17 protein-coding genes are annotated in these 12,718 nt (G+C 42.2%); 9 read left to right on the top strand and 8 right to left on the bottom strand.

What is annotated here, in order from left to right:
* Positions 1-22 precede the first annotated feature (22 nt).
* The 4 genes from CKW02_RS05420 to asnB form a co-directional block, all read right to left on the bottom strand.
* The gene (locus CKW02_RS05420; RefSeq protein WP_003212442.1) at positions 23-862 is read right to left on the bottom strand and encodes a phytoene/squalene synthase family protein; all 840 of its coding nucleotides are present in this window, start codon (positions 860-862) and stop codon (positions 23-25) included.
* The gene (locus CKW02_RS05415) at positions 855-2,330 is read right to left on the bottom strand and encodes a phytoene desaturase family protein (RefSeq protein ID WP_003212148.1); all 1,476 of its coding nucleotides are present in this window, start codon (positions 2,328-2,330) and stop codon (positions 855-857) included. The genes CKW02_RS05420 and CKW02_RS05415 overlap by 8 nt, the downstream gene beginning before the upstream one ends.
* Entirely contained in the window at positions 2,327-3,844 is a 1,518-nt protein-coding gene (locus CKW02_RS05410) for a phytoene desaturase family protein (RefSeq protein WP_003210886.1), read from the bottom strand. The genes CKW02_RS05415 and CKW02_RS05410 overlap by 4 nt, the downstream gene beginning before the upstream one ends.
* A gap of 148 nt (positions 3,845-3,992) precedes the next feature.
* Positions 3,993-5,834: an asparagine synthase (glutamine-hydrolyzing) gene (gene asnB, locus CKW02_RS05405; protein WP_034620009.1), complete on the bottom strand. Its 1,842-nt coding sequence runs from the start codon at positions 5,832-5,834 to the stop codon at positions 3,993-3,995.
* A 156-nt stretch (positions 5,835-5,990) separates the two neighbouring features.
* On the opposite strand from asnB, the gene CKW02_RS05400 reads away from it, so the two are divergent.
* Positions 5,991-6,518, top strand: a complete 528-nt coding sequence (locus CKW02_RS05400; protein ID WP_034620010.1) for a DUF2777 family protein — start codon at positions 5,991-5,993, stop codon at positions 6,516-6,518.
* 38 nt (positions 6,519-6,556) lie between these two features.
* On the opposite strand, the gene CKW02_RS05395 is transcribed toward CKW02_RS05400, so the two are convergent.
* From CKW02_RS05395 to cotG, 3 genes are all read right to left on the bottom strand, one after another.
* The gene (locus CKW02_RS05395; protein WP_003212021.1) at positions 6,557-6,925 is read right to left on the bottom strand and encodes a YisL family protein; all 369 of its coding nucleotides are present in this window, start codon (positions 6,923-6,925) and stop codon (positions 6,557-6,559) included.
* A gap of 92 nt (positions 6,926-7,017) precedes the next feature.
* A complete protein-coding gene (locus tag CKW02_RS05390; protein WP_003211777.1) occupies positions 7,018-7,923 on the bottom strand; it encodes a fumarylacetoacetate hydrolase family protein in 906 nt (301 codons plus the stop codon).
* 126 nt (positions 7,924-8,049) lie between these two features.
* Positions 8,050-8,700 carry a CotG/ExsB N-terminal domain-containing protein gene (gene cotG, locus CKW02_RS20685; RefSeq protein ID WP_003212521.1) on the bottom strand — a complete coding sequence of 217 codons (651 nt, stop codon included), beginning with the start codon at positions 8,698-8,700 and terminating at the stop codon, positions 8,050-8,052.
* A 205-nt stretch (positions 8,701-8,905) separates the two neighbouring features.
* On the opposite strand from cotG, the gene CKW02_RS05380 reads away from it, so the two are divergent.
* From CKW02_RS05380 to CKW02_RS05345, 8 genes are all read left to right on the top strand, one after another.
* Entirely contained in the window at positions 8,906-10,000 is a 1,095-nt protein-coding gene (locus CKW02_RS05380) for a CotH kinase family protein (RefSeq protein ID WP_003211155.1), read from the top strand.
* A 122-nt stretch (positions 10,001-10,122) separates the two neighbouring features.
* Complete coding sequence (locus CKW02_RS05375) at positions 10,123-10,284, top strand: aspartyl-phosphate phosphatase Spo0E family protein (RefSeq protein ID WP_003211466.1); 162 nt, start codon at positions 10,123-10,125, stop codon at positions 10,282-10,284.
* A 127-nt stretch (positions 10,285-10,411) separates the two neighbouring features.
* The gene (locus CKW02_RS05370; RefSeq protein WP_003211745.1) at positions 10,412-10,633 is read left to right on the top strand and encodes a spore germination protein; all 222 of its coding nucleotides are present in this window, start codon (positions 10,412-10,414) and stop codon (positions 10,631-10,633) included.
* A gap of 14 nt (positions 10,634-10,647) precedes the next feature.
* Positions 10,648-10,881, top strand: a complete 234-nt coding sequence (locus CKW02_RS05365) for a spore germination protein GerPB (RefSeq protein WP_003210877.1) — start codon at positions 10,648-10,650, stop codon at positions 10,879-10,881.
* A gap of 31 nt (positions 10,882-10,912) precedes the next feature.
* A complete protein-coding gene (locus CKW02_RS05360) occupies positions 10,913-11,527 on the top strand; it encodes a spore germination protein GerPC (protein WP_003211179.1) in 615 nt (204 codons plus the stop codon).
* Positions 11,524-11,700, top strand: a complete 177-nt coding sequence (locus CKW02_RS05355) for a germination protein GerPD (RefSeq protein ID WP_003210893.1) — start codon at positions 11,524-11,526, stop codon at positions 11,698-11,700. Before CKW02_RS05360 ends, CKW02_RS05355 begins: the two co-directional genes overlap by 4 nt.
* Entirely contained in the window at positions 11,700-12,131 is a 432-nt protein-coding gene (locus CKW02_RS05350; RefSeq protein ID WP_003212401.1) for a spore germination protein GerPE, read from the top strand. Before CKW02_RS05355 ends, CKW02_RS05350 begins: the two co-directional genes overlap by 1 nt.
* A 22-nt stretch (positions 12,132-12,153) precedes the next feature.
* Positions 12,154-12,372 (top strand): spore germination protein, encoded by a 219-nt coding sequence (locus CKW02_RS05345; protein ID WP_003211468.1) that lies wholly within the window; start codon positions 12,154-12,156, stop codon positions 12,370-12,372.
* 46 nt (positions 12,373-12,418) lie between these two features.
* On the opposite strand, the gene CKW02_RS05340 is transcribed toward CKW02_RS05345, so the two are convergent.
* The gene (locus CKW02_RS05340) at positions 12,419-12,718 is read right to left on the bottom strand and encodes an HNH nuclease-like protein HlpB (RefSeq protein WP_003212100.1); all 300 of its coding nucleotides are present in this window, start codon (positions 12,716-12,718) and stop codon (positions 12,419-12,421) included.

Below are 12,718 nucleotides of genomic sequence, written 5' to 3'. Positions count from 1 at the left end.
GGACTGCGGGTGCAGTCCTTTTTTACGTAATATCTTCTAAAATAAGTTCTTTTTCTTGGTTTGAAATAAATGATCGCTGTGTAAACACGCGGTATTCATTTTCTCTTGTTTTATCTAAAATGGCTTTATAAAAGTGAGCAGCTGCTTTCACTGGTATACGTGAATAGAGCGGGAATTCATGAAGATGGTCAAAAAACTCCTCGTAGTATGCCTCTGCCTCAAAGGCAATGTACTCCCATACGTGCTGAAATGCTTGATTGATAATGCCTTCTTGCAATTCTTGCTCTGTATATCCGAATTGATCCATGACTTGCTTTGGCAAATAAATGCGGTCTCTTTCAGCCTTATCCTCGCCAATGTCACGAAGAATATTGGTCAGCTGCATGGCAATCCCTAATGAAATCGCTGCTTCTTTCAGCTGTTCTTTTTTACGCGGTGCAATAATAGGAAGCAGCATAAGTCCAACGGTACTAGCAACATGGTAGGAATAAATAAGCAATTCATCTAACGTTTCATATCGATGCTGCTCTAAGTCCATCTTCTGACCTTGGAGCAAGTCATGGAACGGTGCTTCATCCATACGAAACTCTTGAAATGTATGTGCTAGCGCCACCCACATCGGATCATTCCGATCTACCTCACCTTGTAAAAATCGATCAAACGTCTCTCGAAAGGAGGCAAGCTCCTCTTTTGGTGAGGGTGACTCATCTACAATATCATCTGCTTTCCGGCAAAAGGAATACACAGCCCAGACGGCCTGTCGTTTCTTTTTAGGCAGCATGGAAAAGGCACGGTAAAACGTGTTGGAATGGGTTTGAATGGTCTCCTCACACAATTTCAATGCTGTTTGTACATCAACCACTTAGTTTCACTTCCTTTCTGTCATTCAAATCTTTTAACAGCACAGACGCCATCAGCTTCGCACTTTGCATCACGATCGGCACTCCGCCACCAGGATGGATGGAAGCACCTACCGCATAAAGATTGCCCGTCTCAGCTGCCTTCACTTGCGGGCGGAACACACCTGATTGAAATAAGTTAGGCGCAAGTCCAAAGCTGCCGCCTTCAAACAATCCTTCTCGCAAAGAATCATTTGGTGTTCTGACTTTTTTCCATACAATCGATTCTCGCAATCTTGGAAAGCCTCTTTTCTCGAGACGATCCACCATTTGCTCTACAAAATCTGTCTCCTCTTCCCAGTTGATATGATCTCCTGAGGGAACGGGAATCAGCATATATAAAACACTACAGCCTTCCGGGGCAAGAGATGGATCAATGATCGATGGATTAAATGTATAAAACGACGGATCTTGAGGGATCGTCTTCGTTTGAAAAACCTCTTTCATATGCTGATCAAAGTGTTCGCCCATAAAGAATTGATGCACAGGCGCATCATGGTACATTTTGTTTAACCCGAGATACACCATTACACAGCCAGAGGACGGCACGTATTTTCGCCGATCTTGTTCGTCTAAACCAAGCTGTTTTAACGCAGCTGGATAATCTCCGTTGATGACAAAGGCATCAGCTGCTATATGGGCGTCACTGACTTTTGCTTTAACCACGCGCTTCCCATCAAACTCTAGCTCCGTGACTTCGACATTTTTTCTCACATGCACACCCATTTTCATGAGCTGCCCTTCCAATATATCTACTAAACTCGCATAGCCGCCTTTTAAATAGTAGATTCCATGTGCGTGCTCACTATATGAAACAAGCGAATATATAGCAGATGCTTCATATGGATTTCCTCCGACATAGAGGGTTTGAAGTGCATATGCATCTCGCAGGCGTTCGTCTGAGAAATACTTTTTCAGGGCACTTTGAACCGTGCGATACGCCTTTAATTTCATTAAAATCTTCATGTTTGCTTTTGTAAAAAATGTACGCTTTTCATGAAATGATTTCTCTAGAAAGGCTTGCTGTCCTTCTTGAAACCGGTCTGTCATTTCTTCCATAAACCTTAGAAATCCTTGATCTTCCTTTGGAAATACACGTCTGATTTCCTCTAGCTGACGAAGTGCATCAGAGTACTTCGTGTAGGAGGTTCCATCTTGAAATTGAATCGTATACAGCGGATCAAGCTGCAAAAGATCAAGAGATGCTTCGTCAATTCCTACCTCATGTAAAATACCTTTTAACATATCTGGAAGTAGGACAATGGTCGGACCTTCATCTACTTTATATCCTTTCTCACGTACAAAAGCAAGTCTTCCGCCAAGTCGCTCGTTTTTTTCGACAAGCGTGACATCATGTCCCGCTTTTTTTAAATAAAGTGCTGAGATCATCCCACCAATACCGCCACCTGCAATCAATATATGTTTTTTCATGAGGCGCTCCCCTTTTCTTCTTGCGGCAATGTTTTGTGCGTATTTTTCTCCTTTGAAAGAATCGCATTTGTCGTGATACGTGCTGATTCTAAAATGGTCGGCAGTCCGCTTCCTGGGTGCGTTCCTCCTCCTACAAGCCAGCAATGATCCAATTCATCAAATTCATTGTGCGGCCTAAGAACCATCATCTGCGTCAGCTGGTGACCAAGGTTAAATGTGGCTCCTTCGTATACGTAAAGGTCTTCCTCCCATTGCTTCGGTGTGATCATCCGCTCGACTTCTATATGCTGCCTTACATTCTTAAAACCGGTTTTTCGCTCCAGTGTATCCAGCACAAGTTCTCTGAATTCATCTTGATGTGCTTCCCAGTCAATATCGCTTTGATTGTTGGCAACGGGTGCCAGCACATAAAGGGCGGACTTTCCTTTTGGCGCAAGTGAGTCATCTGTGACGCTAGCATTTTGAATATAAATAGATGGATCATCTGGCAGCTCAAATGTTTTCGTAATGCCTTTGACGAATTGAGCATAATCATCAGAAAAAACGATGGTATGATGCGGCTCCTCATACATGGTATCTAATCCTAAATAAAGCATAAAGGTGGAGCATGAGAATTTTTTCTTTTTTAATTTTTTCTCGCTATATTTCTTTAAAAGTCCTGGCTCTACAAGTTTTGTCATCACATGTGCAAAGTCTCCATTTACGACAACTTCATCTGCCTGTATTTCTTCCCCAGATTCTAAGCGAATGCCTTTTACTTCCCTGCCTTCTGTCAGCAGTTTTTCGACGCCAGATGACAGATGAATCGTTGCTCCAGCTTCAATCGCCACTTTTGCCATCGCTTCTGACAGCTGATTGACCCCGCCCTTCGGATGGAACACACCTGTGTCATGCTCCATAAATGATAGAATGGAGAAAGCACCAGGGCACTCCCACGGTGACATGCCTAAATACTTTGATTGAAATGTAAAGGCATATTTCACTGATTCGTTTGAGAAATAATCTGACAGCACATCATATAAACTCTTATTCAATGAAAGCTGCGGAAGTGCTTTGAGCACCTTTGGACGCAAATAATGATGAAAACGATCCATTTTACTTTGTAAAATAGGTGTCAGCCGATCCATTTTGCGCTTCGTATCGTTCATAAATCGTCTATACCCTTCGCCCTCTCCAGGTGCAAAGGCTTCTAACCGTCTATACATTTCATCACGATCTCGTATCATATCTAGCTGATCGTCTTGAAAAATCAATCTATACATTTCTTTTAACTCAATCACATCAATATAGTCATACAGATTTTTACCAGCAAAGGCGAACAGCTCCTCTGCAATATGAATCATGCTGAGAAAGGTAGGACCCGTATCAAACGTGAAATCACCCAGTTGAAACTTAGAGTTACGTCCGCCAACAAAGGGCTGTTTTTCGTAAACATGAACATCATGTCCTTTGCTTTGAAGCATCATAGCTGCCGCAAGTCCCCCTGGTCCTGCTCCGATCACAATGATTTTCATTATCCTTTTTCCTCCAAATTAATTCACTTTAAGTTAATTATACAAATTAGAAAGATTAGATCAACTTTCGATGTGCTCTATTCGCCTCATATTATGTATCAAAAAAAGCCGGCTTCCCTTCAACAAATGTAAGAAAGCCGACCCTTTATTACGCTTCTATATCAATTCGATACGTCTCAAACCAATGATGAATTTGCGCCAGATGAGCGATTAATTGCGGGCCCTTCATAAGCTGGCCATACCAAGGGACTTGAAAGGAAGCTCCTTCCGTTTCAATGAGCTGCTTTAATTGATTCGGATCTAGAAATTCGTGAAGAACAGAATCTTTTTGCGCAAGGCAATCTGTTAACATCTCTTTCACAGCCTGGGTATAAGCTGGATGATGTGTTTTCGGATAAGGACTCTTCTTGCGATAAAGCACTTCATTCGGTAAAATTCCCTCTAATGCTTTCCTTAAAACCCCTTTTTCACGATTTCCATGCATTTTCATTTCCCAAGGAATATTCCACACATATTCGACAAGACGATGGTCCGCAAATGGCACACGTACCTCAAGACTCGCCCCCATACTCATTCGGTCTTTTCGATCTAGCAGCGTTGTCATAAACCAAACCATATTTAAGTAAAAAAGTTCTCTCCGGGCTTTATCTACTCCAGTTTCTCCATCTAAAAGAGGCGTTTCCGCCACGGTTTCTTCATATTTGCTTTGTGCATATTCTTTTAGTGACAGCTTCTTTTGCCACGAGTCTTGTAAGAGCTGCGTTCTAGCTTCCGTCGATCTCATCCAAGGAAAACCATTCGTTTCATTTGCGGTATGGAACCAAGGATAACCTCCAAAAATTTCATCCGCACATTCACCTGACAAACCCACAACAAAGTCCTTTTTAATTTCTCGACAGAACCAAAGCAAGGAAGAATCAATATCTGCCATACCCGGTAAGTCTCGGACCTCAACCGCTTCCTTTAAATAAGCAGCCAGCTCCTGTTGTCCAATGATGCAGCTGTGATGATTCGTTTGAAACGCCTTGGTCATGCGGTCAATCCATGGACCGTCCGCATTCGGCTGGAATTGACTTGCTTCAAAGAATTGATCATTCCCTTCGTAGTCAACAGAATACGTATGAAGCGGTGCTTTCCCTATTTTCTCAAAGTGCTTAGCGGCAATGGCAGTAATGGCACTCGAATCGACGCCACCCGATAAAAATGTACATACAGGCACATCAGAGACGAGCTGCCTTGTGACGGCATCTGTAAAGAGATCCTTGACGTGCTGTGCGGTGTCATCAAGTGAGTCCGTATGCGCCTTGCTTTCGACATTCCAGTATCTCCACACACGCAGTCCGCCTTTTGAAAAGGTCAAGGCATGAGCAGGTCTTAGCTCTTTTACCCCTTTAAACACTCCTTGCCCTGGTGTTCTAGACGGTCCTAAGCCAAAGATCTCCGATAATCCCTCATGATCGACTTTTGCTTTCATATCAGGGTGAGCAAGAAGCGCTTTGATTTCTGAACCAAATAAAAAGGAATGATGACGTTCTGTATAGAAAAATGGCTTGACGCCGAGCCGGTCTCTCCCTGCAAATAATAATTCACGCTCACTATCCCAAATCACAAATGCAAAAATACCATTAAAATGGGTCACACACTCTTCCTTCCATTCTGTGTAGGCGTGAAGAAGTACCTCTGTATCAGAATGCCCAAGAAAGCGGTGGCCTCTTTTTAACAATTCTTTTCTTATATCCTCTGTGTTATAGAGCTCTCCATTGTATACAACGGTATAAGCATGGTTTTGATGTGTATATGTCATCGGCTGCTTTCCGCCTTCTACATCTACAACCGCTAACCTTTTATGTCCAAATAGAACGTGCTCACTTTTCCACGTATTTGTATCGTCTGGCCCTCTTTTAGATAATGTATCTGTCATTTGATTGATTACATGATCCTGTTGGATGAGCTGCTTTTTAAAGTCTGCCCAGCCTGTTATTCCACACATCATCATCAGCTCCCATCCGTTTTTCCTCAAGTGTTCTCATTCAGCCTTTCTTAGTTTATGCATCGTCTCCTTGATAGTTGATTTGTCCTTTTTTTCTCTGGCGTATAGGACAAGCATGATTTGGTAAGAAAAGAAAGAGGAAAGGAGCTTTTGCAAATGGAAAAACGAATGAAGCAGCTTGAACGTTGCAGCCGAAGATGGTGTAGCGGGTATTTACTCATTGAAAACGGGCATTGTCTGATTGAAGATGAAGAAGGAGAAATCATGCTACCAGAAAGTCTTCAAAGCACGATGATCTGTTTGAAGGATAATGACAGGTGGACAAAAGGGGAACTGCTCGGCTCCATGATCCTTCATGAAAGTGGACAGCTGTTAGAAGTACGAGGCGGTGAAGTGATTCAATATACAGCATCACTTGCCAAAGGATGGCTTGACCTCCTGATGTTCGTTCCTGAAAACGTCTTTTATGAAATCATTGCACAGGTAGAGCAGCTTGGCTTTTCTGTCTACGATTGTGTTTTCTCTTCCTTTCATTCTTTTCAACGAGTTTCTTTCTTTCAGTTTTCGACAGATACACAATCACTTGCCCTTCAATGTCACCACGACTCCGCCGCAGGTCAAATTCGTTTTGAATGGACCACTTCTGACGGTCACCGGTCAGTTTCGCAATTTGAAGGCATATAAAAAGGACACTGCTTCGTATAAGCAATGTCCTTTTTATGTTAAAAGATATGAAAACCAATCGGCAGACGTAAACCGAGAAGAATGGTCACAATCGCGAGTACGATAAAACCAATCAATACACCAGTCACCGATTTTCCTTTTTTCTTGCGTACAAGAACCATTTCCATGAAGCCGATCACAAGGATACCGAAAATCATTTTACCGATATACTCGCCACCGAAACCTGGAATCTTCATTCCTGTGCGAACATACAGCTCTACGCCTGTGGCGATAATGATCAAGTACAATAGTCTGACAATCATGTGCACAATTTTAGCACCTTTGTCGTTTTTACCTGCTAGAGCAAAGGCCACGAAGAATAAAATAATTCCTAGCACCCATGCTGTAATATGTAAATGCGTTCCCATCTGTTATTTCCCCCTTTATCAGAACAATTACCTTCTCATCGTACCACGAAATAAGTCGAACACAAAGCGACAATCCTGTGTCATCTCACTCTTTATTTGACGCGATTTGATAGCGTCCCAATCGGTTCAATGGTGATGTCGATTCGATCCCCTGAAACTAAAAATTTAGGCGGTTCAAAGCCTTTGCCAACCCCAGAAGGTGTTCCCGTTGCAATGATGTCACCCGCTTCTAGTGTCATCCCTTTTGAAAGAGTGGAGACAATATCCTCGATGGCGAAGATCATCAATTCCGTACTGGCAGACTGACGAACCTCTCCATTTATCTTTGTTTCCACATGGAGCGCGCCATGATCCTCGATCATTGACTTATGCACAATATAAGGTCCTATCGGGCAGGTTGTATCTAAGCTTTTACCTATGAAAAATTGTTTGTGTTTTTTCTGTAAATCTCTTGCCGTTACGTCATTTAAAATGGTGTAACCAAATAGATAATCGCGGACCTCTTCAGGTGCAATATTCTTCCCTGATTTGCCCATCACGATCGCAAGCTCCCCTTCATAATCCAGTTCACTCGTCACATCTTCATGAAGGTGGATATCCGCTTCATGTCCAACGACTGAAGTAGGTGCCTTTGTAAAGATCATCACATCTTTAGGAATATCCGCTGCACTTCCCATCTCCATGACATGATCTTGATAATTCTTTCCAACACACATGATGTTTTTAGCTGGCTTTGGAATCGGCGCATGGAGTTTCACGTCCGACAGCGGATATACATAAGAACCGCGATCCTCTTCTTTTTTCTCAGCCCAGTCAAGGAGCTGTTTGACATGCTCAACAAACTTGTCCCCCATATGAATACATTCAGCTAAAGAGTTTGGCAGTGTCTCAAGCTCAAATAATTTGACTTCTGCCTTTTTGACGTCCATGACCCATTCATCATCAATGACCACCCCAATAAACATCCTGCTATGTATCTCACCTGTAAAAAACTTCATGTCTTCCCCTCACAATCTTCATTTCGCTAAGTGATGATGTCTCATTTTATTTCTCTATGAAATAAAAAAAACCCTTTTTTATCATACTCTCTTTTAAAAAGGGTTTCAAAAAAGATGATCTGATGTTTAGCGGTAGCGGCGATACTCCCACATGTTCCCTTGGTCCCATTTGCGATCAACATTTCCTCTATTTTGGGAATGATGCTTTTTCTTTCCACCTCTTTGACTAGAGTGACTGCGTCTATGATGATGAGAACGTTTCGATCGATGGCTGCGATGTGACTTACGGCAGCTTTTCTTATGATGGGATCTGTGTTTGCTGCGATGTGACTTGCGGCAGCTCTTCTTATGATGGGATCTGTGTTTGCTGCGATGTGACTTGCGGCAGCTCTTCTTATGATGGGATCTGTGTTTACTGCGACATGACTTGCGGCAGCTTTTCTTATGATGGGATCTGTGTTTACTGCGATGTGACTTTTTCGGTTCGCTCTTTTTGCTTCTGTAAGATTTTTTGCTTTTACATGATTTTTTACTCTTCATGCTTTTCTTTGAACGATAGCTTTTCTTTGAGCGATAGCTTCTGTAGCTTTTTTTACTGCGACATGATTTACGGCGTCCACCACCGCCAAAGAACCAATGACCGCGATTTGAATGACGAGAACGAGCTGACTTATGCGATCGTCTCGATTCTGGCTCACGATCTAAGTGATGATCACGTCCTTCACTTCGAAGTGAATCCACTGCATGTTCAATATGTGAATGATCAAATGTGCTCACGAACGATTCCCCTTCCAGTCTATACTTTGACAAAACAAACAGATCAAGCTGTTTATCTTCTCTGCTTTATATTACGAGACTGGGTAGACAAGTGTTCTTGGCGGATGCCCCTTTCTTTTAAAACTCCATGAATACCTAACAAACGGGTACAGGACATTCCTTCATTTTCATATCGTAAAGAAGAGCATAGGAGGATGATGAACGCATGACTACAGAACCTTTAAAGCAAATGGATATTTGGATTCATCCAAAGGACCTGATTGAATTAAGAAAAGACATATGGAACGACGAACCTGTTGAAGCCATTTTGAAAACCGGCCAGATCAAATCACATATTTACGCTTCATACCGCGGGTCTCACATTAGAAAGCTGAAAAAAAAGTCCTATCAAATTGAATATCGTAAGCCAAAGCAAAGACAAGGCGAATCCATCTTTCATTTAAATGCGGAGTACAATGACCCTTCGTTTATCCGAAACAGGCTGTCCTTTTATTTCTTCGAGCAGATAGGTGTGCTAAGCCCGGCTGCGTCTCATGTGTTTCTCACTATAAACGGAAGAAAAGAAGGCATTTATTTAAAAATAGAATCCGTCGATGAGCACTTTTTTCAGAAAAGGCAGCTTTCAGGAGGCGGCATTTATTATGCAGTCGATGACGACGCCAACTTCTCCCTTTTAAGTTCGTTTGATAAAAAGCCAAAAAAACACCTTCTCCTCGGGTACGAGAAAAAAACGGGGACTTCTGAACATGACCAGCAGCTGAGCGAATTTATTTATTTTCTCAACACAGCGAAAGATGACATATTTGCAGAAAAGATTGAGCAATACCTAGATGTGACCCAGTATTTCCGCTGGCTCATTGGTGTCGTGTGCACACAAAACTTTGACGGCTTTGTCCATAACTACGCTCTTTATGTGAATGAACAAGGCAGATTCCAAGTACTTCCTTGGGATTATGATGCGACATGGGGCCGTGACATTCATGGAGAAGAAATGGCTTTTGATTATATTCCAGTAAGCGGCTTTAATACTTTAACTGCTAGATTACTAGATATCCCTTCGTTTAAGAGAGCCTATTACACGCTTTTTCAGCATGTACTCGATACACATTTTTTAGAAGACCGGCTTTGTCCAATCATTGAGAAATGGCATGCTTCTATTGAGAACCGAATTGGAGATGATCCTTATACGAGAGACCGAAAAGACATCCTACAATCAGAACGAGAGGTCATCCGGCAGTATATCAACAAAAGACGACGTTATTTACAGAATGAAATAAGAAAAGAGAGAGATGGCACGTAAGGACGCTTTCGAATTTTGTCACTTTATTACTCATATTGACGAAACAACTTTTTTTATAGAAAAATAGGGTATACTAACCATATCCTTCTATTTGATAAAAAATGTGAGAGTTGGCGTCCGTTATGATCAATTATGAAATTGAACAAAAAAGATTACATTTAATTGAGACCGCAAAAAAATTCGGGATGAATGCCGAAGAAACCATCAGGTGCAGTCAAGAGCTTGACACACTCTTAAATAAAGGCATCAAATACACCTCGAATGAATGCTCTAAACAAGGGTAAACCATACACCTCATTCCTCTCATCAAAAGCTTTCAAAAAGACAATCACACATTAAAAGACCCATCATAAGCTATGGTGAAACGCCCAAAAACAAAGTGCCTTATTTTTATAAAGGATGTGCACCGCTATGCCGGCTATTGTTGGAGCCTTTAAAGTAAATGCCGTCGGAACGAGCGGAGTCGTTCATGTTGGAGACTGCATCACCATTTCTCCAAATAGTCAGGTTAAAACGTTTGCTGGCGCAGGCAGTTTTAACACTGGTGATCAATTGCGCATTAGCAACTATAAAAGTGTGACAAATACGTACGACAGTGATGTCATTGATCAACCGCTTGTTGGTAACTTGTAAGGAGTGAGAATCCGTTGAACTTCTATATTAATCAAGCGATACAAATTAATTATTTGCGTGTAGAGTCTGTCAGTAACTCCTCTGTGCTGCAAATTGGGAGCGCTGGTTCAATTAAAGCTCTTTCTAATCTGTATAACACGGGCAGCTACGTAGAAGCAGCACCTGCCGCAGCAGGCACACAAGGAATTGAAGAATCCCAAGGCGCAAGCACAGCACCTTTTGTACCGCTTCAGTCACCAACAACTTAAGTTCATCTGCAATCCCCGGAGGTGTATGTCAATGTATGACTATCAAAGCAACGCTTCACAAGTATATGGCATCATTCAAAAACAAACACAACAAATCATGATGCTTGAAAAAAGGCTTAACGAACTTCAGCAGGAAATGCAAATGATCAAGGATAAACCGACAACGACGATTGAACGGATTGATTATCAATTTGATCAACTGAAAATCGAGCGGCTGGAAGGTACGCTGAATATCGGCCTCAATCCATCTGATCCAAACAGTGTTCAAAACTTTGAAGTGGGCCAAACAACAACCCCGGGCATTGGAATGATGCAGCAAGAAACGGCTGATCAATTTTTCAATCAAACACGCCAGCTTGTCGACGCATTCTTAAATGAAGAAGCGCCAGAACTTCTTGAAGAGCTAGAACAGCGATATGAAGGGTCCCTGGATGAAAGCAACAAACACCACATCATTGAGGACATCCGAAAACAAATTGACAGCAGAATCAAATACTATGCAGGACAGCTCCCGCACCGGGAAGATATGACTCCGCTGCAGCGTTCAGAGCAAATTGCTGAATATGTGAAGCATGATGTTAAACGAGCGATTGAGCACTTCTTAGCCCATATTCCAAATGAAACGAAAGGAGAGGAAAACGGATGAATTTCACAGTCGTCAACCGCAACATCGAGACCGGAAGCATTAAAGTAGTTGGGGTTTCGTCCTCTTCCCTATTTATCATCGGGGACACAGATCATGTACAATTATCCTCCATTTTTGATACACCGCCAGAATCTTTGATCATTGGCCCGTTTGTTCCTCTGGCACCTCGATAATGATTAAGCGCACATCTCAAGTGAAGTTCTCGAAGGTGAATTCTGTCGGGATTTCGAGTGTCGTTCAAATTGGTGATACACAGGAGCTATGCCCGAAGGTCAAGGTGTTAGCTGTTCAACGGACGCTTAGTTTGTTTTATGGCTATGAAGCAGAAAACTTAAATGCGAAAGAATTTGAAGTATATTTTGAGCCGATTCCATTGATGCTGCCGGAACGATCTGTCAGAACAGCTTTTTATCACGAGAAGCCTGTGATTAAAGTTTCTTCAATACATGTAGAAGGGGTGTCTTCCTCTTCTGTGTTTCAAATTGGCTCTACATGTGGAATGAATGGCGTTGCAAGAGTGAAGCATATTCGAGAGTTATTTAGCAACGACGAAAGTCCGCCAAACTCACAAGTGGACCTACCTACGCATATGATGGTGATATGACTTCGAATAAAGGATGTCGATTATGCCAGCAATTGTCGGACCCATTTACATTAACTCTATTTCTGGAGGCGTCGTAAACGTCGGTGATTCATTCTATCTGTCGCCTAAGAGTTCATCAAAATCTGCTTTAGGCTCTGGAGCGGGGAATACCGGAGATTTCTTGATATTAAATAATGGCATTAGCGCCACCAACTATGTGGATCCTGACTTAAATGATCAGAATATGGTAGGCAATGCATAAAGCAGCTCCTCTAAAGGCATTTCATTGAGAGGAGCGCTTTTTATGCTTATTTTTTTCTGCGTTGTCTCGATTTTTTTGTTTTAACCAGCTTGCTTGCCGGCTGTTTTCGAATCCATTTGATGTACGATGCAAGCTTTTCATCCTGCCTTAGTGCATCAAGTGTATTCAAGCGTGCGGCAAGCTCCTGGTTTGTAAAGAGAGCATGCACTTGTTTATGGCAGGGGATACACAGGAAGGCAGTCGGTAAAAATGCCCCACCTTCTTCTCTTGGTGTTAAGTGGTGTTCTGTAAGCAGGACATGTTGTCTTCCGCACAGCTCACATAATCCAATGGTTTGCTTTGCCAC

The sequence above is a fragment of the Bacillus pumilus genome, assembly GCF_900186955.1.
Classification (GTDB): Bacteria; Bacillota; Bacilli; order Bacillales; family Bacillaceae; genus Bacillus; species Bacillus pumilus.
This window is presented reverse-complemented; position numbering and strand designations above follow the sequence as displayed.

Bases quoted from the DNA above. Each gene is read 5' to 3' on its own strand.
- CKW02_RS05415 (WP_003212148.1), bottom strand. From the start codon at position 2,330: ATGAAAAAACATATATTGATTGCAGGTGGCGGTATTGGTGGGATGATC.
- CKW02_RS05410 (WP_003210886.1), bottom strand. From the start codon at position 3,844: ATGAAAATCATTGTGATCGGAGCAGGACCAGGGGGACTTGCGGCAGCT.
- asnB (WP_034620009.1), bottom strand. From the start codon at position 5,834: ATGTGTGGAATAACAGGCTGGGCAGACTTTAAAAAGCAGCTCATCCAA.
- CKW02_RS05400 (WP_034620010.1), top strand. From the start codon at position 5,991: ATGGAAAAACGAATGAAGCAGCTTGAACGTTGCAGCCGAAGATGGTGT.
- CKW02_RS05395 (WP_003212021.1), bottom strand. From the start codon at position 6,925: ATGGGAACGCATTTACATATTACAGCATGGGTGCTAGGAATTATTTTA.
- CKW02_RS05390 (WP_003211777.1), bottom strand. From the start codon at position 7,923: ATGAAGTTTTTTACAGGTGAGATACATAGCAGGATGTTTATTGGGGTG.
- CKW02_RS05380 (WP_003211155.1), top strand. From the start codon at position 8,906: ATGACTACAGAACCTTTAAAGCAAATGGATATTTGGATTCATCCAAAG.
- CKW02_RS05375 (WP_003211466.1), top strand. From the start codon at position 10,123: ATGATCAATTATGAAATTGAACAAAAAAGATTACATTTAATTGAGACC.
- CKW02_RS05370 (WP_003211745.1), top strand. From the start codon at position 10,412: ATGCCGGCTATTGTTGGAGCCTTTAAAGTAAATGCCGTCGGAACGAGC.
- CKW02_RS05360 (WP_003211179.1), top strand. From the start codon at position 10,913: ATGTATGACTATCAAAGCAACGCTTCACAAGTATATGGCATCATTCAA.
- CKW02_RS05355 (WP_003210893.1), top strand. From the start codon at position 11,524: ATGAATTTCACAGTCGTCAACCGCAACATCGAGACCGGAAGCATTAAA.
- CKW02_RS05350 (WP_003212401.1), top strand. From the start codon at position 11,700: ATGATTAAGCGCACATCTCAAGTGAAGTTCTCGAAGGTGAATTCTGTC.
- CKW02_RS05345 (WP_003211468.1), top strand. From the start codon at position 12,154: ATGCCAGCAATTGTCGGACCCATTTACATTAACTCTATTTCTGGAGGC.